The organism is Terrabacter lapilli (assembly GCF_039531305.1).
Lineage (GTDB): Bacteria > Actinomycetota > Actinomycetes > Actinomycetales > Dermatophilaceae > Terrabacter > Terrabacter lapilli.
On the sequence record NZ_BAAAPU010000005.1, the window covers coordinates 18,882 to 40,708 of the forward strand.

The following is a 21,827-nucleotide window of genomic DNA, read 5'->3' on the forward strand; positions in this document are numbered from 1 at the left end:
CCGCGACCGGGGCTCAGGCGAAGAGGGCCTGGCCCCAGTGCTCGCCGTCCTTCAGGCCCGGCGGGCAGGCGAAGACCGCTGAACCGTTGTGCTCGATGTACTCGTTCAGCCCGTCCGCCTTGGCGAGGGCCCGCTGCATCGGCACGAACTGCTTCTCCGGGTTGCGCATGTAGGCGAGGAAGAACAGGCCCGCGTCCAGGTGGCCTACGCCGTCGGAGCCGTCGGTGAAGTTGTAGCCGCGCCGCAGGATGCGTATGCCGCCGAGGTGGCTCTTGTGGGCGAGGCGCACGTGGGCGGTGGCCGGGATCGCCGGCTTGCCGTCCGGCCCCTTCCTCGCGAGGTCGAGGGCGTCGTGCTCCTTGGCCGCGCCCAGGGGTGCCCCCTCCTTCTTGTCGCGGCCGATGACGTCCTCCTGCTCCTGCAGGCTGGTCCGGTCCCACACCTCGATGTGCATGCGGATGCGGCGTGCGACGAGGTAGGAGCCGCCGGCCATCCAGGAGCCACCACCGGTCTCGTCCCCGGGCGCGACCCACACGTGCTGGTCGAGGGCCTCGGGCTCCTCGGCCTTGAGGTTGTTGGTGCCGTCCTTGAAGCCGAACAGGTTGCGGGGCGTGGCCTGCGTCGTCGACGTCGAGGAGGTGCGCCCGAAGCCGAGCTGCGACCACCGGACAGCCACGACGCCGAACCCGATCCGGATGAGGTTGCGGACCGCGTGGACCGCGACCTGCGGGTCGTTGGCGCAGGCCTGGATGCACAGGTCGCCGCCGGTGCGTCGGGGGTCGAGCTGGTCGCCCGTGAAGGCCGGCAGGTCCCGCAGGGCGGCGGGCTTCCTCGACGCGAGCCCGAACCGGTGGTCGAAGAGCGAGGGGCCGTAGCCGATCGTGATGGTCAGGCCCGAGGCCGGGAGGTCGTACGCCTCGCCGGTGTCCTCCGGCGCGCGGTTCGGTCCCCCGCCGACCAGGCCGCCGGGAGCGGCTTCCGCGCCGGCGGTCATCCGCTCCGCGGCGCGGGTCCACTCCTCGAGGAGGCTTCGCAGCTCCTCGCGGTCCGAGGTCACGACGTCGAGCGCGACGAAGTGCAGGCGGTCCTGGGCCGGCGTGACGATCCCGGCCTGGTGCGGACCGCGGAACGGGATCGCGGCGTCGAGGGCGGGGGCCGCCGTGGAGGCCGGGGCACCTGCTGCAGCGGCGTCGTCACCGCGCGACACGGCATTCCCTCGCAGGGCGAGGGCTCCAGACCCGGCCGCGCCCCCGACCATCCCCACGACGGCAGCGGTGCCGGACGCGCCGAGGAGCCGGCGCCGGCTGACGCCGGGCTCGGAGGAGGTGTCGCTCACGTGGCCTCCACGACTCCGGGGACCTTGGCGACCTGCTCGGACAGTGCGTCGAGCGAGACGGTGAGGGCCTTGATGTCGGCGGCCGTGAGCGAGGTGTAGCTCGTGTAGTCGGCACCGTTCTTGTGCTTGCCGAGCAGGGTCTTCAGCTCGGCGAAGCGGGCGTCGAGCGCCTTCTGCAGCGCGGGGTCGCGTTCGGTGATGACCGGTCGCAGCACGGCGAGCGCCTGCTGCGAGCCCTCGAGGTTGCCGTCGAAGTCCCAGAGGTCGGTGTGCGAGTAGCGCTCCTCCTCACCGGTGACCTTGCCGGTGGCGACCTCGTCGAGCAGCGCCTTGGCGCCGCCTGCGATCGACAGGGCCGTGGGCTCGACGGTCTTGCTCTTCGCGGCGATCTGCTTGACGTCGGCGAGCAGACGGTCGGCCACGGCGCCCGAGTCCTTCTGGAGGCCGTCCTTCCAGAGGTCCTTCTCGAGGCGGTGGTAGCCGCTGAACGTCATGCCGTCGGCCACGACGTCCTCGCGTCCGTCGATCTTCGGGTCGAGGTCGCCGAACCCCTCGGCGACCGGCTCGATGGCCTCCCACGGGTGGCGCGCCTCCGCATAGAGCGACTTGGCCTTGGCGACGTCACCGGCCTTGACGGCGGCGACGAACTGCTCGGTGCCCTCGACGAACTCGTCGGCCTCGGAGGCGACGAACGCCTTGTAGTCGGCGATGGCCTTGGCGACCTTGGTGTCCGTGCTGCCCTTGGCGGCGGTGCCCGTGACGGTGAAGGTGCCGCGGATGCCGTCGCCGACCATGCCGGGCTTGCACGAGGTGGTGAACGTGCCGGGCTCGGTGATCTCGACCTTGAGCTCACGGCTCAGGCCCGGGGTGATGTTCTCGACCTCGGAGACGATGCGGTCACCCGCGGCGTACAGGTAGAACTCGTTGACCTTGGTGCCGGTGTTGGTCACCTGGAACGTCACGGTGCCCGCCTTGGCCGTGGTGGCGCTGAGCGTGCACGCGGTGTCGCCGGCCTGGACGGTGATCGGGCCACCAGCCGCGGCCGTCGAGCCGGCCGTCGAGCCGGTACCCGCGGTGGGTTTGTCGGCGCAGCCGGTGAGCACGAGGGCGGCGACGATCGTCGCTGCGAGGGGCGCGGCGGCACGCGCGGCAGGGCGCAGGGCAGGGCGGGGCATGGCGGTTTCTCCTGGCGGTGTGAGCTGCGAGGGGGTGGTGCTCGTCGGCGAGGGGTGGCGCGCGGGTCGGGCGCGGCGGTCAGGCGGCGACGCTGGGGCGGCCGGTCGAGCGCGTGGCGGCAGCCGGCTGTGCGGGCGTGCGGGCGGGGCGCAGGAAGAGGGTCAGCACGATGCCGACGTAGAGCACCCAGGCCACGGCCTGCAGGACGGTCGTCTCGGGCGTGAAGTTGAAGATGCCCTTCAGGAGCGTGGCGTACCAGCTGCCCGGGTCGACGGTGTTGCTGACGTCGAAGGCGAGCGTCGTCAGGCCCGGCAGGAACTGCGCCTCCTGCAGGTCGTGGAGGCCGTACGCGAGGATGCCGGCCGCGACGAGGACGAGCAGGATGCCGGTCCAGCGGAAGAACTTGGTCAGGTTGATCTTCACGGCGCCGCGGTAGATGAGCCAGCCGAGGACGACCGCCCCACCGAGGCCGATGACCCAGCCGACGAGGGGCTGGCTGTTGCCCTGGCCGGCGGCCTGGGTGGTGGCGTAGAAGAAGATCGCCGTCTCGAGGCCCTCGCGCCCGATGCCGAGGAACGCGACGAGGGCGATGGCGAGCGGGCCCATGTCGAGCGCCCTGTCGAGCTTGCCCTTGAGCTCACCGGAGATCGTGCGCGACGCGGACTTCATCCAGAAGATCATGAAGGTCACGAAGACGACCGCGATGATCGATGCGCTGCCGCCGATGAGCTCCTGGGCCTCGAAGGTCAGCTGCTTGGTGCCGTAGGTGAGCAGGGCGCCGAGGGCCACCGACAGGGCGACGGCGATGCCGACACCGGTCCACACGTGACGCAGGGCCCAGCGTCGGTCGGTCTTGACGAGGAAGGCCACGAGGATGACCACCACGAGGGCAGCCTCGAGCCCCTCTCGGAGTCCGATGAGCGCATTGCTCGCGAGCACGGCGGCCTTCTCTCTCAGATAGCTGTCAGCAATTACGCCACGGTGGCGTGACGGAATTCAGCAAAGCACAGGTAAGCCTTGCCTAACAACCTGGCACCGGTGTCAGAGTCGCCACATGAGCACGCCCGCCCCGCCCTTCTCGGGCTTCCCTGCCGGCGCCCTGTCCTTCTACGCCGAGCTCGAGGAGCACAACAGCCGGGACTGGTGGCTCGCGCACAAGGACGCGTACGAGCGTGACGTGCACGAGCCGATGCTCGCGCTGCTCGACGGCCTCGAGGACGAGTTCGGCGAGGCCCGGATGTTCCGCCCGAACCGCGACGTGCGCTTCAGCGCCGACAAGTCGCCGTACAAGACCCACCAGGGCGCCCTCGTCGGCTCCGGCACGGTCCTCGGCTACTACGTGCAGGTCAGCGCCGACGGCCTGCGGGCGGGCGGGGGTTTCCGGGCGGCGTCGTCGGCCCAGACCGCGCGCTTCCGGGCGGCCGTCGACGCGCCCGCGAGCGGGCTCGCGCTGGAGCAGGTCCTCCAGTCCCTGCGCCGGGGGCGGTTCGAGGTGTTGGGCGAGCGGGTGAAGACCGCCCCGAGGGGATATGCCGCCGACCACCCCCGCATCGAGACGCTCCGCCACAAGGAGCTGATGGTGGTGCGCGACTTCGGTGCGCCGGACTGGCTCTCGACGCGGCGCGCCCTGACGAAGGTGCGGGACACCTGGCGATCCGTCCGTCCGCTCGTGGAGTGGCTCTCGCAGCACGTGGACTCCGACGCGGCCACGACGTGAGACGCTGCTCGGCGGTTCGTGGGCACCGGGGCGGCGCGGCGGCTACATTCCGACCGTGACCCAGCGCAGCGTCCCGGTCGACGCGTACATCATCGGTGGCGGACCGGGCGGGCTGGCCACGGCCGCGGCGCTGAAGGCGCGCGGGCTCCACGGCGTCGTCCTCGAGCGCGCCGACCGCATCGGCTCGTCGTGGCGCGGTCACTACGACCGGCTGCACCTGCACACGCCACGCGAGCTCTCCGGCCTGCCCGGCCTGCCCATCCCGAAGGAGATGGGGCGCTGGGTCTCGCGCGACGACGTCGTGCGCTACCTCGAGCTGTATGCCGCCCACCACCGGCTCGACGTGCGCCTCGGGACCGAGGTCAGCCGGATCGACCGCTCCCCCGAGGGCGACGCGTGGACGCTGGCCCTCGCGGACGGGACGACGCTCACCGCGCCCTACGCCGTCGTCGCGACGGGGTTCAACCACACCCCGCGCGAGCCCGCCGTGCCCGGCCTGCAGGACTACTCGGGCACGGTCGTCATGGCTCGCGATTACCGCAACGGCGCGGCATACGCCGGCCAGGACGTGCTCGTCGTCGGCACCGGCAACACCGGGACCGAGCTGGCCGTCGACCTCGTCGAGCACGGCGCCGCCCGCGTGCGCCTCGCCGTGCGGACCGTCCCCCACATCTTGCGCCGCAACACCGGGCCGTATGCCGCCCAGTACACCGGCATCGCCGTGCGGCACCTGCCCACCTCCCTCGTCGACCGCGTCGCGCCCATCGTCGAGCGCATCCAGACCCCGGACCTCTCGGCGCACGGGCTGCCCCGTCCCGACACCGGCCTGCTCACCCGGGTCGAGCGCGACAACGCGATCCCGGTGCAGGACGTCGGCATCATCGAGGCCATCCGAACCGGTGCCGTGGAGCCTGTCGCGGCCCTGCGCGAGCTCGACGCTGACGCGGTCGTCCTCGCCGACGGCACGCGCCTGCACCCGGACGTCGTCGTGCTCGCGACCGGCTACACGCAGGGGCTCGAGCCGCTGCTCGGACACCTCGGCGTCCTCGACGACCGGGGCCGCCCCTGCGAGCGTGGCGGCCGCACCCCGCGCGGTGCGAAAGGGCTGTGGTTCACCGGCTACACCAACCCGATCTCGGGCATGCTCCGCGAGCTGTCGATCGACGCCCGCAAGATCGCCCTCGCCATGGCCCTGCGCAAACGACGCGAGATGAAGGCCCTCCGCGCCGCCTCGTAGTCCCCCGGGCGTCATCGGATCCTGCTCCGTTCTCGGGAGCAGCTTCCGAGCCCATGGGCGACGTGGCGGACGTCGCCGGGAGCAGCGTCGGCGACCGTCAGGGCGCCGTGCGCGTCACCCAGCCGTCACAACCGATGCTGACCACCGAGACCGAGGAACGCAGCAGCGACGTCGTCCGTCTCTGCCACCGCCCGCGCCAACGCCTCGTCGCTCGCCAGGCCGGACGCCAGCAGCTCGTGGTGCCGTGTCATGGTGGCCGCCGCGACGTCGTCGGGGACCGGCGCCACCGCCGCGACGACGGAGCGCGCACCGAGCGAGAGGAGCGAGAGCGCGAGCCCCAGCGACTCGTGGCCCGGCCGCGCGGAGGCCAGACCGACATCGCAGGCCGAGAGCACGACGTGGTCCGCGCGGACACCGGTCGGCTGCAGCTCGTGCGCGAAGACGGGACCGTCGTGCAGCACGAGCGAGGAGAACAGCGGCGACTCGGCCTGGTGCGTCCCGTGGGCCGCGACGTGCACGACGCCGGGGCGCGCGAGCGCACCGAGCAGCTCCTCGCGGCGTGACGGGTCCACCAGGGTGCCCCGCTCGCCCCAGGTGGCCACCACCGACCGGCTCTCGCCCAGCCCGCGCGGCACCCCCGGGCCCACCGTCACGTGCACCCCGGGGACGCCTGCACCGACTGGCCGGGCGCCTCGACGGGCGAACGAGGTCAGCGACAGCGCCACCGTGAACGGGCGCCCCACCATGGACGGGAACACCGCCCAGGGCAGCGCGGAGACCTCCGGACACGTGACGACGACGAGCCCGCGGCCCGAGCGCCAGGGACGAACCAGCGCCTCGTCCAGCTCGTTCGCGCTCGCCCGCAGTGAGGACCAGACGGCGCCCGCGAGCGGGCCGAGGTGGTGGGTGGCAGCGGCACGCAGGTCGACACGCACGCGTTGGGCGAGCTCCGCCGCCCGACCGGCGGGCATGAGGTCGCGCATCGTCGCCCGCCCGCCGACGATCCCGACGGCACAGAGCCGGTCGTGGTGCCGGAAGAACCAGACGAGGTCCCGGTCGACGTGTCGCAGGTGCTCGCGAGCCTCGTGGAGCCGGACCGGGACGGCGCGCGTCGCCGCGCCGCTCCGGCTCAGCGCCCAGTCGCGGTCGCGGATCCGGCGCTCGAGCCGCGCGGCCTGCTCGTGCAGCTCGCGCACCTGCCGGGGATCGTCCTCTCCCCGCAGCTGGCCGCGTACGGCGCGCAGCTGCTCCGTCAGCACGGCCAGCTGCTCGTCGTCCGGACGACCGAGGGAGGGAAGGCGGTCGGTGGCGCTGCGCCAGCGGTCGAGAGCCTGCAGCACTGCGCCGCTCCCCCGTGGGACGGCCAGCTCGAGGTCGAGCTCGGCCAGCCTGGCCCCGTGGATGGCCCGAGCGGTGCGCAGGTCGAGGCTGGCGCTGCCCTGCTGGCCCGCGGCGAGCCGCCGGGACGCCTGCGCGAGGACGCGCCTCGCAGGCGCCGGCTCACCCGTGGCGACCAAGGTCATCGCCCTGACCACCGCCGCGTCGAGCTCGTCGGCCAGGGACCCGCTCGACACCCGCGCGAGGTCGCGCAGCCGGGTGGCCGCCCCCGCCGGGTCAGCGGCGAGCAGGAGCGCCTGTGCCGCGACCACCCGGGCGTTGTCGGCCAGCTCTGCGTCGCCGAGCATCGTCGCGGTCTCGACGAGCTCGTCCGCCGTCGCCGCCGCCGCGAGCGCCAGACCCGTCTCGTCGGCGTCCGGCTGCGCGCGATGCGTCCTGCGTTGCCGGTCGAGCTCGGCCAGCAGGCCGACGAGGGTGGCCTTGGCGGCCCAGGCGGTCGCGCCGATGCGGGCATACGTCTCCCGGGCGGACGCCGCTGCCGCCGCCGCCCGGTCCACGTGGCCCAGCAGCCGGTGCGCGCGAGCGAGCTCCAGCTCGAACTCGGCCCGCATCTGGTCGTGCCCGTCGCCGTCCAGCTCGGCCACGCCTGCCTGCAGCGCCTCGACGGCCTCCTTGGCGAGGCCGGCCTCGAGCAGCACCTGCGCCCGGTCCAGCCTCGCCGGGCCCAGGAAGACGTCGGCGTCGAGCTCGTCGGCGCGGGCCATCCCGGCGAGGGACCGCGGGAGGTCGCCCAGGAGGTAGGCGGCATACCCCTCGTTGTGGCGCGCCATGAACTCCTGCTCCACGCCGCCGAGCTCGTGCGCGAGCCGTGCCGCCTCGGCGAAGGACTCGAGCGCCTCGCGCGGCCGCATCAGCGTGAAGGCGAGCATCCCGCGGCTGAGGTGCACGGAGCACTGCTCGTGCGGGGCGAACGCGTCGAGCCGCCGCACGGCGCCCTCGAGGCCGTCCCACGCCGCGGCGAGGTCGCCGACGCGGCCGTGGATGTTGGCACGCTGGTAGTCCAGGCGCGCCCGGAGCACGTCGTCGTCTAGCTCGACGACGAGCTTCTCGGCCTCCGCCAGCCGGGCCACCGCCCGCTCGAGGCCCGAGAGCATCAGCTCGGTGAGGGCGAGGGTGGTGAGGGTGCGGCAGCGCAGCTCCAGGTGCGCCCTCGACGGGGCGTCACCGCCGGAGCGCTCGATCTCCTCGAGGGCAGCCGCCAGCGACCGGGCCGCCTCGACGGGTCGCCCGGCGACGTTCTCCGCAGCCCCCTGTTCGCGCAGGGCTCGTGCGCTCTCGAGCACGTCGATGGTCGGCGGCCGGCCTCTCGCTCGGGCGCCGGCCGCCCCACCCGCGCCAGAGCTGGGCTCAGATCTGGATCGTGGGCGTGATGACCGGTCGCAGGTCCTCGTTGTCGGGGTCGGTCACGACGAAGTGCACCGGCCCGTGAGGTAGATCATCCAGAACGAAACGCCCGTTCGTATCGGAAACGGCCGAGCTGCTCCCCTCGCTCGTCACGGCCTCGACGCGTGCCCCGGGCGTCGTGACCCAGCCGTCGACGCGTACGCGGTCGTCGGACTCCTCCGTCGACGTCGCCGAGGACGAGACCATGAGGCTCATCGAGGCCGCCGTGAAGGTGACCGACTCCGTCGGCGTCGGCTCGACGCTCGTGTCGGCGCCGCGCGTCGTGAGCAGCGCCGTGTCCATGAGCTCGGCCACCTCCGCGTGCAGCGCGTGGACCGTCAGCGCGAACTTCACCCGCTCGGTGAGGTCACCGGGCACCGGGTCGGCGTGCGAGAACAGCTCACGCAGGTGTCCCAGGTTCTCCAGGTCGCGGACGTCGATGGCGTCAGTGTGCGAAGTCATGGTCAGACCGCCCATCCGGGGTCGGAGCCGAGAGTGGTCCTCAGCTTCTGGAGGCAACGGCCACGGGTCGGGCCGATGCTGCCGACCGGCATGCCGAGCGACTGCGCGATGGCGGCGTAGTCGGGCCGGTCGGCGAAGGCGATGACCCGGAGCAGCTCCTGGCATCGCGGGGGAAGGCCCGACACGTGCCTCCACAGGACGCGTTGGCGCTCCGAGAGGATGGACTGCGTCTCCGGGTCGAGCTGCTGGGCCGGAGCCTCCGGCACCTCCTCGACGCCCACCTCGCGGCGGGCACCCCTGGCCAGACGCCACACCTCGCGCTTGACGACGACGACGAGCCAGCCGAGCACGGCCGCCGGCTCCTGGATGGACTCGGCGCGGTCGACGAGCTGGAGGAACGCGGTCTGGACGGCGTCCTCGCACAGCGCCGTCGCGCCGCCCTGCGAACGCGCCGCGTTCCACAGCACGGGCGTCACGAGGTCCACGAGCTCCGAGAGGCGCTCGCGGTCACCGGCGCGGTAGGCGGCGAACGCTCGGCCGGCCAGCGTGCCGAGCCCGTCCGGTGCAGTGGGTGTCGAGGTCATGACAGGTCCTTCCCGGTGCAGGAGTGCAGGGCGGCCAGGGAGCGGGCGCACATGGCCTCGGGCCCCACGTCCTTGAGGCCGCCCTGCTCGACGAGTGAGGCGGCGAGCTCGGCGGCGAACACCGGCGTCGAGAACGACGTGCCGCTCCAGACCCCGAAACCGCCGGTGTAGTCGTCGGGGTCGACCGTGCAGCGCACGTTGGTGTCGCCGGTGATGCTGGACGACGGCTGCCCCATCCCGTCGGTGAGCGGGAGCGTGCTGACCAGCGAGACGCCGGGCCGGGTCGCCGTGATGACGGTGAGCGGGTTGCTGAAGAGCGCCACCGTCGTCCCGTCGGGGTTGGCGGCCCCGACGCTCGACACGGGCGGCACCTGCGGCTGCTTGGGCCCCGGCAGGGACGCCGCGAGCGACGCGGGCACGAACGGCGAGCTCGTGCCGTCGTTGCCGGCCCCCGCCACGACCGTGACGCCCGCCGCGGCGAAGCGGTCGAGCATCTCGGCCACAGGACCGCTCGTGAAGGAGCTGTCCTCCGCGTAGTAGCCCATGGACAGCGACAGGATGTCGACGACGTCGGCCTTGCGCCCGCCGCGCTTCTGACCGCGCTGGTGGCGCTCGAGCAGCGCCTCGAGCACGTCGAGCAGGTGGCTCTCGTCGACGACGCCGTCGTCGTCCATCACCGGGATCGACAGGACCGTCGCCTCGGGACAGCCCTGGCGCAGGAGCCCCGCGATGAAGGTCGCGTGTCCCTGGAGCAGACCCACTGGGGGCGCGGGCGGGGCCGGCGTGGGCTCCGGGCGGGCACCCGGGCCAGCACTCGGAGAGGTCACGGGCGGGTCGTCCGGCACGAGGTGCCCGTGCTGGTAGCGCAACCGGATGAGCCGCTCGCTGTCGCGGAACCACGGGTGGTCGGCGACGGGCGTGTCGAGGAGCGCGACGACCGGGCTGCGGTCGACCTTGCGGGCCCGCAGGGCCGGGTCGGGCAGGGCCAGGCTGACCGGCATCCGGCCGCCTCGTCCGGGCATGCCGTACTCCTGCAGCGCCGACCCGCCGATGCCGCCCCAGTAGCCGATCCCGCCCCAGTAGCCGCCGATGCCGCCCCAGTAGCCGCCGATGCCGCCCCAGTAGCCCCCGATGCCGCCCCAGTAGCCGTCGGCCGGACGCAGGACGTGCTCGAGGCTGAGCCGCTCGGCGACCGGGTCGTCTGCCGCCCGCAGCCGCTGCAGCACGTCCCAGGCGTCGACCGGCTCGATGCTCCTGCGTGGCCGCAGGGTGATGCTCGCGCCCCATGCGCTGCCGGCGAGCCCCCGAGGCTCGTCGGGTCGCGGCGGCGTGACCTCGAAGTCGAGACCGAGCCGGTCGAGGGCGGTGCCCAGGTCGTCGAGCCCGCGGGTGAGTCCGGGCACGTTGCGGACGAGGAGCCGGTCGGACAGGTAGAGCGCCGGGAGCGGCGGCCGGCCGTCCGTCAGGCGCATCGCCGTCGCCGGGTCGAGCGCCCGCACCGGCGGCCGATCGCGACGGCGCTCGCCGCCTGCCGGGTTGTCCCCGTTGCCGCCCTGCGGGCCGCTTGGACCGGACTCGGACATCGACAACCTCCTGAGCAGCGACAGTGATGGAAGGACCCTTCCACTGGAGTGGGAGTCCGTAGGCCCTTTCCTGATACATCCGCCTTCCCGAACTTTCTCCGGCGGTGGGCTCTCTGGCATGTATCAGGAGCGGGCGAACCCGCTCTGGACGGCTGGGGGATCGGTCATCGGGCTGCTGCAGGGCGTCGAGGAGGGGCGGCGGGCTCGGTGACCTAGAGGGCTCGGGACTCGTGTGGGGCGGTCCCTACCGTGGGGCGCCGGGCTGGGCAGCACCGGCGCCCCCTTCCCTGCCTCGGCCGTCCGGCGGTCGGACAAAAACCGCGATCCGGGCGTATGCGGTCAGGCGCGTCGCGATCCGGCGCTCGCTGTCGCTGGCGCATACTTCTGCCACGGGTGCGGGCACAGGGACCGCGCCGAGCTCAGGGGGACGGTCGGATGCAGGGCGCGACAGGCGTGCGGGGCCACACGGCTCGGCACCGGATGGTCTTCTCGGCGGCGAGTGCGGTCGTCCTCGGCCTCACGCTGTCGGCATGCGGGCCGCTGACGCTCGGACGGACCTCCGCCGCGCCGTCACCCGCGGTCGCGGGTGGGCAGTCGCCGTCCGCCACGAGCACAGCCACTGCGACGTCCACGGGCGACGCCGCGACCGAGCCGGTCCCCACGATGACGGCCGACCCCCTCACCCCCGAGCGGCCGGCGCCCACCACGACGCCTGCTCCGGGCGGGGCTGCCAGTGGCACCCCGACTGCAGGTGCGGGCGCGCCGACCGACGGTGCCGCGACGGTGTCGCCGGTGACCGCCCCACCCACCCCCGGCCCGGCAGGCGGCAAGGGCCCAATGAACGGCTCGTGCGAGCGCACGCTCCCGGCATACCCGGTGCTCGAGCCGGGGGCCCGCGGCGGCGCGGTCCGCGCCCTGCAGTGCCTCCTCGACGACGCCGACTACGGGCCGGTGAGCGTCGACGGCGTCTACGGCGCCGAGACGCGCGCCGCGGTCAGGCGAGTCGAGGCGAGCCTGGAAGGGCCGCCGGCGCACCCCGGGCGCATCGACGCCGGCACGTGGGTGCTCGTCATCTCGCGGTCGCTCGGTGACGTGACCCTCCAGCTCGGCTCGCAGGGTCCCGATGTGGTGACCCTGCAGCGTGCGCTGCGGGCCGCCGGCGCCACCGTGGCGGTCGACGGCCGGTTCGGCGCGCAGACGAAGAAGGCGGTCCAGCGCCTGCAGGACGCCAACCGAGTCGGGGCCGACGGTGTCGTCAGGGACGAGACGCTCTTCCTGCTCAAGATGGGCGCGACGATCGGCTGAGGCCCGGCCCGGCGTGCGCCGCGGTCAGGCGCGGAGGTCGTCCAGCCAGGCCCTGGCCCGGTCGAAGTCCTCGTCCGAGGTGCCCGGCCGCGCGTCGGGCTTCCCGCCGTCGGCGCGTGGGTAGGAGCCGAGGAAGCGGACCTCGGCGCACACCCGCCGCAGGCCCATCAGCGTCTCGCCGACGCGGGCGTCGAGCAGGTGGCCCTCGAAGTCGATGGAGAAGCAGTACGACCCCATCGCCTCGCCGGTGGGCCGCGACTCGAGTCGGGTCATGTTGACCCCGCGCACGGCGAACTGCTCGAGCAGCTCGAGCAGGCCGCCCGCGTGGTCCTCGCGCTGGAAGAGCACGACTGTCGTCTTGTCGGCGCCGGTGGGCTCGGGGAGCGTGCCCGGCCGCGCGACGAGGACGAACCGGGTCACGGCCGAGCTGTTGTCCCCGATGTCCTCGGCCAGGATCGCCAGGCCCTCGTCGCGGGCGGCGACCGGTGCGCACACCCCGGCGTCGAACATGGCCTCGGCGGCCCGGCCGAGCGCCGCGGCGCTCGCGGCGGTCGACAGCGTCGGGACGTAGACCGCGTCCGGGAGGTGGCGCCCCATCCACCCGCGCACCTGGGCCCACGCGTGCGAGTGGGTGCCCACCGTGCGGACCCGGGCCAGCGGCATACCCGGGCGGGCGCACAGCACGAAGGTGATCGGCACGAGCACCTCACCGATGACCACGAGCGGCTCGCCCGTGGCGAGCGCGTCGAGCGTCGCCGAGACGCCGCCCTCCACGGAGTTCTCGATGGGCACCATGGCCGCGTCGATGTCGCCGTTACGCAGGGCCGACAGCGCCGCGTCGACCGATCCGAAGGGCAGGTGCTCGCGGCCCTCCGCGGCGTCCCACGAGTCCAGAGCCATCTGCGTGAACGTGCCGCGGGGGCCGAGGTAGCCGAAGCGATGCAGCTGCTCCGGGGTGCGCGGTGGGGTCACGAGGCGTCCTTCGCTCGCCCGGGCAGGCGGCCCGGCTCGTCCTTGGTCGCCGACGCCAGGGCCTGCTGCTCCTCGGGGGTCAGGGTGATGCTCGACCTCCCGCCGACGATGCCCTTGGCATAGGTGCGCGACTCGCCGCGGGCGTGGATCGAGCTGAGGACGATGCCGTCGCCGAGGTCGTCGACGATGGCAGCCGAGAACGACAGGCGTCCGCCCATGTCGCCGAAGGCGTCGTAGCGGACCACTGCGACGTTGCGCAGGCTCTGGCGCACGTCCTCCTCGGCGCTCGCGACGTCCTCCCGCAGCCGGGACAGCTCGGCGGTGAGCCGGTCGATGCGGTGGTTCTGGGCCGCGGCGACCCGGGCGATGTCGGTCCGGCCGTCGCCGCCGAGGGCCGCGAAGTCGCGGCGGACACCGGCGAGCCGCAGCTGCGCCCCGACGGCCAGGGCGACGGCGACGAGCGCCACGACGACAGCCGCGATGGCGAGGGTCGTCAGCGTCGGGGCGTCCACGATCGGCAAGGGTAACCGCGTGGGGCACCCCCGGCCCGCCCATTCCAGCCCGTGACCGCGACGGCCGTCGACAGGACCGGTTTGTAGGGTGTCCTGCGTGATCCGCCGCCATCCCGTCAAGACGCTGGTCGTCCTGCTCCTGGTCATGGCGGCGGCTCTCACCCTCGCCTACGTCAAGCGCACGACGGTCCCGGTGCCGCCCACGACCCAGCCGCAGCCGGGCGAGTCGCTCGTCGTCGTGGGCCTCGGCGGCCTGTCGTGGGACGACGTGTCCGCCAAGGAGACCCCGACGCTGTGGGGGCTGCTGCGTGACGGCGCGGCGGCATCCGTCTCGGTCAAGACGCTGCGGCTCACGACCTGCCCCACCGACGGCTGGGCCACCATCTCGGCGGGTGAGGCGGCGGGGCCGGAGACGAGCGAGACGCGTCCCCGGTGCGATCCGCTGCCCTCGGTCACGGGCGACGCCACGTCCGGCTTCCGCGTGAGCGGCTTCGACGCGCTGGCCAAGGCCTCCCGGGACGCGGAGTTCCGGGCCCAGCTCGGGCTGCTCGGCGACTCCTTCGCGGCGGAACGGACGTGCGTCCAGGCGATCGGGCCGGGCGGCGGGCTCGCGGCGGCCACCTCAGACGGCAAGGTGGCCCGCTACAGCCCCTTCCAGGCGACGACCCTCGTCTCCGACCTCGCCCAGTGCCCCGTCAGCATCGTGGACGTCGGCGGCATCGACACGACCGACCCCAACCCGACCCGCCACCGCGAGCTCGTCGACGGCCTCGAGCGCCGGATCGAGCAGGTCATGGACGCCATGCCGAGCGGTGCCGACCTGCTCGTGGCCGGGCTCGCCGACCGCGACCAGCAGGAGCGGCTGCGGCTGCTGGCGGCGAGCGGGCCGCACTACGCCCCGGGGCTGCTCGCGTCGGCCTCGACCCGCCTGACCGGCGTGGCCCAGCTCTCCGACATCACGGCGACCATCCTGCAGCGCGGCGGGGTGCACCCCAGGACCGAGATCGGCGGCCGGGCCCTCAGCATCGTGCCGTCGGCCAACAACAGCGAGGCGACGGCCGACAGCAAGCTGACCGTGCTGACGGACATCGACACCAAGGCCGACGCCATGCACCGCATCGTCGCGCCGTTCCTGACGATCTGGTTGGCCGGCACGACGCTCGTGATGTTCGTGCTGTGGGTGGTCATCCGCCGGGCGAGGCCGTGGAACCGGCGCCTGACCCGCGCCCGCGTGCTGCGCATGACCCGACTGACGGGGCTCCTCGCTGCGGCCATGCCGGCGGCGACCTTCCTGGCCAACCTCGTGCCGTGGTGGCGGGCGTCGACCAACACCGTGGCTCTCGTGGCCATGCTCCTCGTCCTCGTGCTCGTGATCAGCAGCCTGCTCACGCTGGTGTGCCTGAAGGGTCCGTGGAGCAGCTCCTCCCTCGGACCGCTCGCGGCGATGTCGGCGATCACCGCCGCCGTCATCGGCATCGACCTGCTGACCGGCTCCCGCCTGCAGATCTCCTCGATCTTCGGCCTCCAGCCGCTCGTCGGCGGCCGCTTCTACGGCATGGGCAACGTCGCGTTCGCCCTGTATGCCGCCGCCGTCCTGCTGCTGTGCGCCGCCCTCGCGCACGCGCTGATGAGGCGGGGCGCCCCGCGCCTGGCGGTCTGCGCGGTCGTCCTCGTCGGAGGCTGCGCCCTGGCCGTGGACGTGCTGCCGGCCTGGGGCGCCGACTTCGGCGGCCCGATCGCGCTCGTGCCGGCCCTCGGCTTCCTGCTGATGGGGGTCATGGGCTGGCGCACGTCCGTGCGCAACATCTCGATCGTGCTCGTGCTGGCCGGTCTCGTCGTCGGGCTCGTCTGCTACCTCGACTGGCGCCGGCCCGAGGCCGAGCGCTCGCACCCGGGACGCTTCCTGCAGACGGTCATCGACGGCGGCGCATGGGACGTCCTGTCGCGCAAGCTGTGGGCCAACATCGACCTGGCCGTGGCCATGCCCGTCCTGCTCGTGCTCGTCGTCGTGCTCATGGTCGTGGCCGTGCTGGTCGTGCTGAAGCCGGGCATCCTCGGCACCGAACCGCTGCAGCGCCTGCTCGAGGAGGCCCCGATCCTGCGCCGCGGCCTGCTCTCGATCATCGTGATGGCCGTGATCGGCTTCCTCACCAACGACTCGGGCGCGGCGATCCCCCCGGTAGCCGCCATCTTCACCGTGCCGCTCGTGGTGTCGGCGGTGATGCACTTCCTGGCGATCGAGGCGCGCAAGGCCCCGGTGCGGCGGCGCCGGGACCGCCACCACCTCTGACTGCGCCGTCTGCGACTGCGCCGGAGCGGGTCAGGCGGGGCCCAGGCGGCGGCGCAACCGGCGTACGCCCAGGGCGAGCGCGACGTCGCGGTACTGGGCTGCGCGGTGGACCTGTGAGCGCCAGTCGGTTCCGGTGACCCGGTGCTGCAGGTCGCACGGCACCTCGAGGACGGTCAGGCCGGCGTCGAGGACGTCGACGGTCATGCCGACCTCGACACCCCAGCCACGGGCGAAGGGCGTGGCGGCCGCCACCGCGGCCGGGGACAGGCACCGCATGCCGGACAGCGGCTGCACCGGGGACCACCCGGTCAGCTCCTCGATGCCGCGGCGGGCGAGCGACACGACGAGCCCGTGACCACCGGCGCTGCCCTGCTGCTTCGGCAGGGTGGCGATGGTGAGGTCCGCCTCGCCGCGGGCGACCGGCGCGACCAGCGCACCGACCGCCTGCGCCGACGCCTCGAGGTCGGCGTCCACGAAGAGGACCGACGCGTCCTCGTCGAGGCGCCCGACGCGGCGCAACCCCTTGACCCGGCCCAGGCCGCTCATCATGGCGTCGGCCTTGCCGTGGTTGCGTGCATGGCGCACGACCTCCGCGCCCTCATGGGCGGCGATGGCGTCGGTGCCGTCGGTCGAGCCGTCGTCGACGACGACCACCGCCGCGACGCCCGGGATCGTGCGGACGCCGCGGATCGTCTCGGCGATCCGGGCCGACTCGTCCTTGGCCGGGATGACGACCGCGACGGACGGCAGCGGGGTCGTGGTCATCCTCGTGGGCTCACGTCGCGCAGACCTGCTCGGCCAGCACTGCTCAGCGCAGGGTGACCTGGCGGTTGGTCAGGCCCGCCTTGGCGCCGCGCTCGGCGGCAGTGAGCGGCTCGGTGGACGCGGCTGCCTCGTCGATCCTCGACCTCATCGCGGCGACGGAGTCCTCGAACTCGCCGGCGTCGGCACTCGGGTCGACCTCCCAGACCGGGATGAGCAGCCCGCTGGAGCGGAAGCAGCCGAGGAGCCGGCCGTCCTCGCCGAGGTGGCTGTCGCCGGCGGCGTGCAGCCGGGCGAGGGCGTCGGTGGCGGCGTCCTCGGGGAAGGGCAGGACCCAACGGACGTAGGTGCGGTCACCGATGCGGCACCAGAAGGCCGAGGGCGCCGCCTCGAGCTTGACGGTGGGGATCACCGACTCGTTGGCGCGCTGGAGCGACTCCTTGCCGTCGGCGTCGAGGTCGGCGTCGGCGACCCAGAAGTCGAAGCCGTCGTGCAGCTGCATCTGGAAGGGCGCGTCGACGTCGAGCAGGTCCTGCAGCCGGGGGCTGTCGACCGTGGCGACGGGCAGCGTCTCGACCGGCGAGCCCGGATCGGCGGCCGAGGTGAGGGCGATGGCCTGGGCGATGTCGCGGCTGGTGTCGCCGCTGGCGTTGCCGGACTGGATGCCGACGAGCACCTCGCCGCTCTCGCGGTGCAGTCCCGGCCAGGCGAGCGGGAGGACGGTCGCGATGGTCACCTCGTCCGGTGCACCCTCGGGTGCCTTGCCGTCGGCGAAGCGCACCGTGGCGGTGGCAGCCGGGACGATCTCGCGCATCGCGACCCAGTCGGTCTCGTTGGGCAGGCCCTCGAAGGGCCGGGCCACGAACGGGGCCGGGAGCGGACGTGCGGAACGGTCAGCGCGCTCGCCGCGCGGTCGACGTGATGCCTTACCCATGCGCGCCACCTTAGTGGCCGGCCGGGAGCGTGCTGACAGCCGGCCGACCTCAGTGCGAGCGGCGCCGGGACGGTCCGCCGAGCGAGGCCCAGACGGTGCGCCCGTTGGGGTCGTCGATGACGCCCCACTCGTGCGCCAGCGACCGCACGATCCGCAGGCCCCGGCCGCCGGGCGCCCACATCGCGGGCGGGGCCGGTCGCGGCACCGTGGGACCGCCACCGTCGGAGACCTCGACCTCGACGACGTTGTTCTTGACCTTCCAGTGGATCCGGATCGCCCCGTCGGCGAGCGGCCTCGCGTGGCGGATCGCGTTGGCGACCAGCTCGCTCACGACGATCTCCGCCTCGTCGATGACCTCCGGGGTGACCTCACGCGCGAGAAGGTCCTGCACGAGCTCCCGGCGGATCCGAGGCGCTGCGGCCGGCGCCCACTGCAGGCGTAGGGTCCGCTTCTCGCCCAGCGGCGTAGCCGGCATGTTGCTCATCGGTCTCCTTGTGACGGTTGCGGCTCGTCGGGCGCCCGTACCGGCGTAGGGCGACGAGCCGCGTCCCTGTGTGTCCGCCACGTCAGTTCCTCCTCACGGGCGAAGCGCGCCCCCCTGCCGGGCACGCTAACCAAACCTTCGCCCTACCTCAACGAACTGTGACTTTCTTGCACAACTCGTCTCATTAGATGTGTCCGCCTAGTTCTCTCTAGTGCCTCATCTAGACCGTTTGATACGCGGCCATCGACGAGTTTCCGGTGCATGTGGTCCTTACCCACCCCTTCCCGCCCCTTGCACCATCGTTCTAACCGATATATCGTCGACCTATCGCGACTGTTCGTGAGTCGCGCGGAAGGAGAACAACCATGCATGGACATCGACACACCAGACGCGAGTCCGGTTGGGACGCCGGCTGGGGCGGCTGGGGAGGCGGCTCAGGGGGCGGCGGCGGTTTCGGCCCGGGGCGCGGTCCCTGGGGCGGTCCCGGCGGCCCGGGTCCCGGCGGCCGCGGACGCCCCGGCCCGCCACCGTGGGTCGCCGACCTGGTCCGGCACTTCGGCGGACCCGGCTTCGGTCCCGAGTTCGGCGGCCGCCGCGGCCCCCGGGCCAAGCGCGGCGACGTGCGCGCTGCGATCCTCGACGTGCTGGCCGGGGACGAGATGAACGGCTACCAGCTCATCCAGCAGATCTCCGAGCGCACCGGCGGAGCGTGGAAGCCGAGCCCCGGCTCGGTCTACCCGACCGTCCAGCAGCTCGAGGACGAGGGGCTCGTCGAGGGCCGCGAGGTCGACGGCCGCAGGCTGCTGCGCCTGACGGACGCCGGCCGGTCCTACGTCGAGGAGAACGCCGAGGAGATGGCTGCCACCTGGCGCCCCTTCGAGGCACCGACCGACGACGAGGAGGCTCCTCGCCCGTCCGGCGGCGCCGGTGACCTGATGCCGCTCGTCGGCCAGGTGATGGGTGGCATGTGGCAGATCGTCACCACCGGCACGTCGCAGCAGCGGGCCGAGGCCGCCGAGGTCCTCACCGAGACCCGGCGCAAGCTCTACCGCCTGCTCGCCGACGGCGACCCCGAGTAGTCGTCGACGGCAGCTGCACCCCGAGCGCGTCAGTCGCGCTCGGGGTGCAGCACGAAGAAGCCCAGGTCCCGCCCACCGGCGCGCTCCTCGTATGCCGTGTAGCCGGCATACCAGCTCAGGGCTGCGTCCCGCACGCGCTCCCTGTCCGTGCCCTGCACCTGCTCGGCGCGCACCCGGTGCACGACCCCGTCCACTTCGAGCCACGCGTCGGGGTGGGCGCGCAGGTTGAAGTACCACCCGGGCGGTCGCTCCGAACCGTAGTGCGAGGCGATGACGCCCCAGCCCGCATCGAGCGGCGCGAGCATGAGTGGCACGGTGCGCGGCTGCCCGCTCCTGGCGCCGGTGGTCGTCAGGAGCCCGACGGGAACCCCCGCCAGCCACTGGCTCGGCGTCGTGCGGCCGGGCGCCAGCCGGCGCGCGACGAGGTCGAGGCGGTGCAGCACCCGCTTGCCCACCCAGGCCCCGGGACGGGAGGCCACGAGCGCCCGCAGCGCACGCTGGACCCGGTTGGCGTGCTCGAGGCGTCGCACCTGCATGGGCGCGAGCCTAGAACCTGCGAACGGCCTTGCCTCCCGTCCGGCACGATGGCGAGATGCACTCGCCGGCGTCGTTGCGGATCCGGGTCATCGGGATCGGCCTCGGCGACCCGCTGCACCTCACGGGTGAGGCGACCCACGCCCTCACGACGCTGGACGTGGTGCTCGTCCCCGAGGAAGGCGGACACCCGGCGCCGGCCGCCGCCCGACGGGCCCTCTGCGAGGCCCTCCTTCCGGAGGGGCACGCGGGGCGCGTCCTCGGGGTCCCGGGCGGCGAGCGCTCGGCCGTGGAGGCGTACGCCCGGGTGATCGACGCGCTGGATGAGGACGTCACGACCGTGGGGCTGCTCGTGTGGGGCGACCCCGCGTTCGAGGCCTCGACCGCGAGCCTCGTCGACGCGCTCGTCGAGCGGTATGCCGCAGCCGGGGTCGAGCTCGTCCACGACGTCGTCGCCGGGATCGGTGCACCGCAGCTGCTGGCGGCGCGCCACGGGATCGCGCTCGGCCCGGCCGGAGCGCCGGTGCACCTGACCTCCGGGCCGCGCCTCGTCGACGAGTACGACCCTGCGCTCGGGGACGTCGTGGTCAGCGTCGACGACGACCTGGCCTGCGCGGGACTCGCGGACGCCTTCCCCGACCTCGAGCTCTACTGGGGCACCCACCTGGGCACTCCGGACGAGGCCCTGGCCCACGGCCGGCTGGCCGACGTCCTGGAGGAGGTGCGTCACCTGCGCACCGAGGCGCGCAGGCGTCGCGGCTGGGCGCTGGACACCTACCTGCTGAGGACGCCCGCCGGCGCCTCGACCGGGCACCGGCCGCCGGGCTTCCCGGCGACCGGCCCGCTGGGCGACGGCGTGCTCTCGCTCCGACCCCTCACCGTTGACGACTGGCCGGTCGTGCGCGACGAGCACAACAACGAGGAGTCCCTGCGATGGGACTTCTCCGGCCGGCCGCTGACCGACCGGGAGGCGCGGCAGCGTGCTGCGTCCGCCGCGCGCGAGTGGCGTCGCGGCACCGCGGCCCGGTTCGTCATGGTCGACGCCGCGACCGGAGCCGGCGCCGGCGTCATCGGCATCATGCGCCTCGGACCTCCGGGCACCGGACTCGTCGGCTACGGGGTGCTCCCCGCCTTCCGGGGGCGGGGCTTCACCACGCGGGCCCTGCGACTGGTGTCGCGGTGGGCCTTCGAGCAGGCCGGCCTCGCCCGCCTCGAGCTGGGCCACAAGGTGGGCAACGAGGCCTCCGGGCGCGCGGCCGAGAAGGCGGGATTCCACGCCGAGGGCCGGCTCAGCCGGCGGCTGCCCAACCCCGACGGCACCTGGTCCGACGAGGTCTACTACTCGCTCGTGCACGGTGGAACGACCTCCTGACGGCCTCCCGCCCGCTACGGTTCGGGCGTGGACGACGACAGGGGTGGCACGGGCACGCCGGGAGCCCTGCAGGCCCTCGCCGTCGTGCCCGACGACCGACCGAGACGGCTGGTCCAGCCGCGGCTGCGGCGACCTGCCACACGGTCCCTGGCGATCAGCTCCCTGTCGCTGCCGTCGCTCGTCGTCGGCGCCCTCGGCGGCTCGACGTCGGACCCGGCCTATCGCCTCGCAGCGGTGCTCGCGGTGGCCGGCGGCGCGCTGGCGTGTGTCTGGCTGGTGCGGCTCCAGTGGTACCTCGCTCGCACCCGGCGACTCTCGAAGGTGGCGCCGGACCTCGGGATGTGGGTCATGTGGGCGCTGCCCGTCGTCGGGTGGGTCCTGCCCGCGGTCCGCCTCTCGCGGCTCGACAGGGCGACCCACGGCAGGCGGTCCTGGACCGTCTTCGCGTGGGCTGCCCTGTGGGTGCCCGTGACCATGCCCCGCCTGTGGGCGCCGCAGGCCGGCCACGAGCTGCCCGAGGGCGTGCACGCCTGGCTGCTCGTCGTCACGGCAGGAGCGGCCTTCGGTCTCTGGACGGCGGTCGTCCTGCGGCTGACCCGAGGGGCCGAGGTCGTCGCCCACGAGTCCGGCCTCGACGCCTAGGTGTACCCGGCCACCACGTTGGTAGCGGCGTGCCTGGTTGAACGAACGAGAACCTCCGAATGGGA

General features: G+C 73.5%; 20 protein-coding genes. 7 read left to right on the plus strand and 13 right to left on the minus strand.

What is annotated here, in order from left to right; translation table 11 throughout:
• Positions 1-13: 13 nt before the first annotated feature.
• From efeB to efeU, 3 genes are all read right to left on the minus strand, one after another.
• On the minus strand, positions 14-1,336 hold the full coding sequence (gene efeB, locus ABD241_RS07290) for an iron uptake transporter deferrochelatase/peroxidase subunit (protein ID WP_344059987.1): 1,323 nt from the start codon (positions 1,334-1,336) through the stop codon (positions 14-16).
• Entirely contained in the window at positions 1,333-2,511 is a 1,179-nt protein-coding gene (efeO, locus tag ABD241_RS07295) for an iron uptake system protein EfeO (RefSeq protein ID WP_344059989.1), read from the minus strand. Before efeO ends, efeB begins: the two co-directional genes overlap by 4 nt.
• Positions 2,512-2,590: 79 nt before the next feature.
• Positions 2,591-3,451 carry an iron uptake transporter permease EfeU gene (gene efeU, locus ABD241_RS07300; RefSeq protein ID WP_344059991.1) on the minus strand — a complete coding sequence of 287 codons (861 nt, stop codon included), beginning with the start codon at positions 3,449-3,451 and terminating at the stop codon, positions 2,591-2,593.
• A gap of 115 nt (positions 3,452-3,566) precedes the next feature.
• On the opposite strand from efeU, the gene ABD241_RS07305 reads away from it, so the two are divergent.
• Together ABD241_RS07305 and ABD241_RS07310 are read left to right on the plus strand one after the other, a co-directional pair.
• Positions 3,567-4,229: a DUF2461 domain-containing protein gene (locus ABD241_RS07305; RefSeq protein ID WP_344059993.1), complete on the plus strand. Its 663-nt coding sequence runs from the start codon at positions 3,567-3,569 to the stop codon at positions 4,227-4,229.
• Positions 4,230-4,284: 55 nt separating this feature from the next.
• Complete coding sequence (locus ABD241_RS07310) at positions 4,285-5,466, plus strand: flavin-containing monooxygenase (protein ID WP_344059995.1); 1,182 nt, start codon at positions 4,285-4,287, stop codon at positions 5,464-5,466.
• A gap of 125 nt (positions 5,467-5,591) precedes the next feature.
• Here the strand turns inward: ABD241_RS07310 and ABD241_RS07315 are convergent, their stop codons facing one another.
• The 4 genes from ABD241_RS07315 to ABD241_RS07330 form a co-directional block, all read right to left on the minus strand.
• A complete protein-coding gene (locus ABD241_RS07315) occupies positions 5,592-8,147 on the minus strand; it encodes a CHAT domain-containing protein (protein WP_344059997.1) in 2,556 nt (851 codons plus the stop codon).
• Positions 8,148-8,211: 64 nt separating this feature from the next.
• Complete coding sequence (locus tag ABD241_RS07320) at positions 8,212-8,709, minus strand: hypothetical protein (RefSeq protein WP_344059999.1); 498 nt, start codon at positions 8,707-8,709, stop codon at positions 8,212-8,214.
• A 2-nt stretch (positions 8,710-8,711) separates the two neighbouring features.
• A complete protein-coding gene (locus tag ABD241_RS07325) occupies positions 8,712-9,293 on the minus strand; it encodes an RNA polymerase sigma factor (RefSeq protein ID WP_344060001.1) in 582 nt (193 codons plus the stop codon).
• Positions 9,290-10,876 carry a S8/S53 family peptidase gene (locus tag ABD241_RS07330; protein ID WP_344060003.1) on the minus strand — a complete coding sequence of 529 codons (1,587 nt, stop codon included), beginning with the start codon at positions 10,874-10,876 and terminating at the stop codon, positions 9,290-9,292. The genes ABD241_RS07325 and ABD241_RS07330 overlap by 4 nt, the downstream gene beginning before the upstream one ends.
• A 435-nt stretch (positions 10,877-11,311) precedes the next feature.
• Between ABD241_RS07330 and ABD241_RS07335 the strand changes: the two genes are divergently transcribed.
• Complete coding sequence (locus ABD241_RS07335) at positions 11,312-12,181, plus strand: peptidoglycan-binding domain-containing protein (protein ID WP_344060005.1); 870 nt, start codon at positions 11,312-11,314, stop codon at positions 12,179-12,181.
• A 24-nt stretch (positions 12,182-12,205) separates the two neighbouring features.
• Here ABD241_RS07335 and pheA read toward each other — a convergent pair whose 3' ends face one another.
• Positions 12,206-13,153, minus strand: coding sequence for a prephenate dehydratase (pheA, locus tag ABD241_RS07340; RefSeq protein ID WP_344060007.1), 948 nt, complete (start codon positions 13,151-13,153; stop codon positions 12,206-12,208).
• The gene (locus tag ABD241_RS07345) at positions 13,150-13,665 is read right to left on the minus strand and encodes a DUF4446 family protein (protein WP_344060009.1); all 516 of its coding nucleotides are present in this window, start codon (positions 13,663-13,665) and stop codon (positions 13,150-13,152) included. The genes pheA and ABD241_RS07345 overlap by 4 nt, the downstream gene beginning before the upstream one ends.
• 97 nt (positions 13,666-13,762) lie before the next feature.
• Here ABD241_RS07345 and ABD241_RS07350 point away from each other — a divergent pair, with 97 nt between their 5' ends.
• Positions 13,763-15,955: a hypothetical protein gene (locus ABD241_RS07350; protein ID WP_344060011.1), complete on the plus strand. Its 2,193-nt coding sequence runs from the start codon at positions 13,763-13,765 to the stop codon at positions 15,953-15,955.
• A 30-nt stretch (positions 15,956-15,985) separates the two neighbouring features.
• On the opposite strand, the gene ABD241_RS07355 is transcribed toward ABD241_RS07350, so the two are convergent.
• The 3 genes from ABD241_RS07355 to ABD241_RS07365 are packed head-to-tail and all read right to left on the minus strand — an operon-like array spanning position 15,986 to position 18,135.
• Positions 15,986-16,720 (minus strand): glycosyltransferase, encoded by a 735-nt coding sequence (locus ABD241_RS07355; protein WP_344060013.1) that lies wholly within the window; start codon positions 16,718-16,720, stop codon positions 15,986-15,988.
• A gap of 43 nt (positions 16,721-16,763) precedes the next feature.
• Entirely contained in the window at positions 16,764-17,651 is an 888-nt protein-coding gene (locus ABD241_RS07360) for a DUF5926 family protein (protein WP_344060015.1), read from the minus strand.
• Between the two features lie 49 nt (positions 17,652-17,700).
• On the minus strand, positions 17,701-18,135 hold the full coding sequence (locus ABD241_RS07365; protein WP_344060017.1) for an ATP-binding protein: 435 nt from the start codon (positions 18,133-18,135) through the stop codon (positions 17,701-17,703).
• 365 nt (positions 18,136-18,500) lie between these two features.
• Here ABD241_RS07365 and ABD241_RS07370 point away from each other — a divergent pair, with 365 nt between their 5' ends.
• Positions 18,501-19,214 (plus strand): PadR family transcriptional regulator, encoded by a 714-nt coding sequence (locus ABD241_RS07370; RefSeq protein ID WP_344060019.1) that lies wholly within the window; start codon positions 18,501-18,503, stop codon positions 19,212-19,214.
• Between the two features lie 29 nt (positions 19,215-19,243).
• Here ABD241_RS07370 and ABD241_RS07375 read toward each other — a convergent pair whose 3' ends face one another.
• Positions 19,244-19,750: a nitroreductase family deazaflavin-dependent oxidoreductase gene (locus ABD241_RS07375; RefSeq protein ID WP_344060022.1), complete on the minus strand. Its 507-nt coding sequence runs from the start codon at positions 19,748-19,750 to the stop codon at positions 19,244-19,246.
• Between the two features lie 56 nt (positions 19,751-19,806).
• Here ABD241_RS07375 and ABD241_RS07380 point away from each other — a divergent pair, with 56 nt between their 5' ends.
• Positions 19,807-21,120, plus strand: a complete 1,314-nt coding sequence (locus ABD241_RS07380) for a GNAT family N-acetyltransferase (protein WP_344060024.1) — start codon at positions 19,807-19,809, stop codon at positions 21,118-21,120.
• A 27-nt stretch (positions 21,121-21,147) separates the two neighbouring features.
• Complete coding sequence (locus tag ABD241_RS07385) at positions 21,148-21,762, plus strand: hypothetical protein (RefSeq protein ID WP_344060026.1); 615 nt, start codon at positions 21,148-21,150, stop codon at positions 21,760-21,762.
• Positions 21,763-21,827: the final 65 nt, after the last annotated feature.

What these genes read in the sequence shown, in the direction of transcription:
- ABD241_RS07320 (WP_344059999.1), bottom strand. Translation starts at nt 8,709, where the DNA reads ATGACTTCGCACACTGACGCCATCGACGTCCGCGACCTGGAGAACCTG.
- ABD241_RS07330 (WP_344060003.1), bottom strand. Translation starts at nt 10,876, where the DNA reads ATGTCCGAGTCCGGTCCAAGCGGCCCGCAGGGCGGCAACGGGGACAAC.
- ABD241_RS07325 (WP_344060001.1), bottom strand. Translation starts at nt 9,293, where the DNA reads ATGACCTCGACACCCACTGCACCGGACGGGCTCGGCACGCTGGCCGGC.
- ABD241_RS07305 (WP_344059993.1), top strand. Translation starts at nt 3,567, where the DNA reads ATGAGCACGCCCGCCCCGCCCTTCTCGGGCTTCCCTGCCGGCGCCCTG.
- ABD241_RS07335 (WP_344060005.1), top strand. Translation starts at nt 11,312, where the DNA reads ATGCAGGGCGCGACAGGCGTGCGGGGCCACACGGCTCGGCACCGGATG.
- ABD241_RS07360 (WP_344060015.1), bottom strand. Translation starts at nt 17,651, where the DNA reads ATGGGTAAGGCATCACGTCGACCGCGCGGCGAGCGCGCTGACCGTTCC.
- ABD241_RS07380 (WP_344060024.1), top strand. Translation starts at nt 19,807, where the DNA reads ATGCACTCGCCGGCGTCGTTGCGGATCCGGGTCATCGGGATCGGCCTC.
- ABD241_RS07365 (WP_344060017.1), bottom strand. Translation starts at nt 18,135, where the DNA reads ATGAGCAACATGCCGGCTACGCCGCTGGGCGAGAAGCGGACCCTACGC.
- efeO (WP_344059989.1), bottom strand. Translation starts at nt 2,511, where the DNA reads ATGCCCCGCCCTGCCCTGCGCCCTGCCGCGCGTGCCGCCGCGCCCCTC.
- ABD241_RS07375 (WP_344060022.1), bottom strand. Translation starts at nt 19,750, where the DNA reads ATGCAGGTGCGACGCCTCGAGCACGCCAACCGGGTCCAGCGTGCGCTG.
- ABD241_RS07370 (WP_344060019.1), top strand. Translation starts at nt 18,501, where the DNA reads ATGCATGGACATCGACACACCAGACGCGAGTCCGGTTGGGACGCCGGC.
- ABD241_RS07355 (WP_344060013.1), bottom strand. Translation starts at nt 16,720, where the DNA reads ATGACCACGACCCCGCTGCCGTCCGTCGCGGTCGTCATCCCGGCCAAG.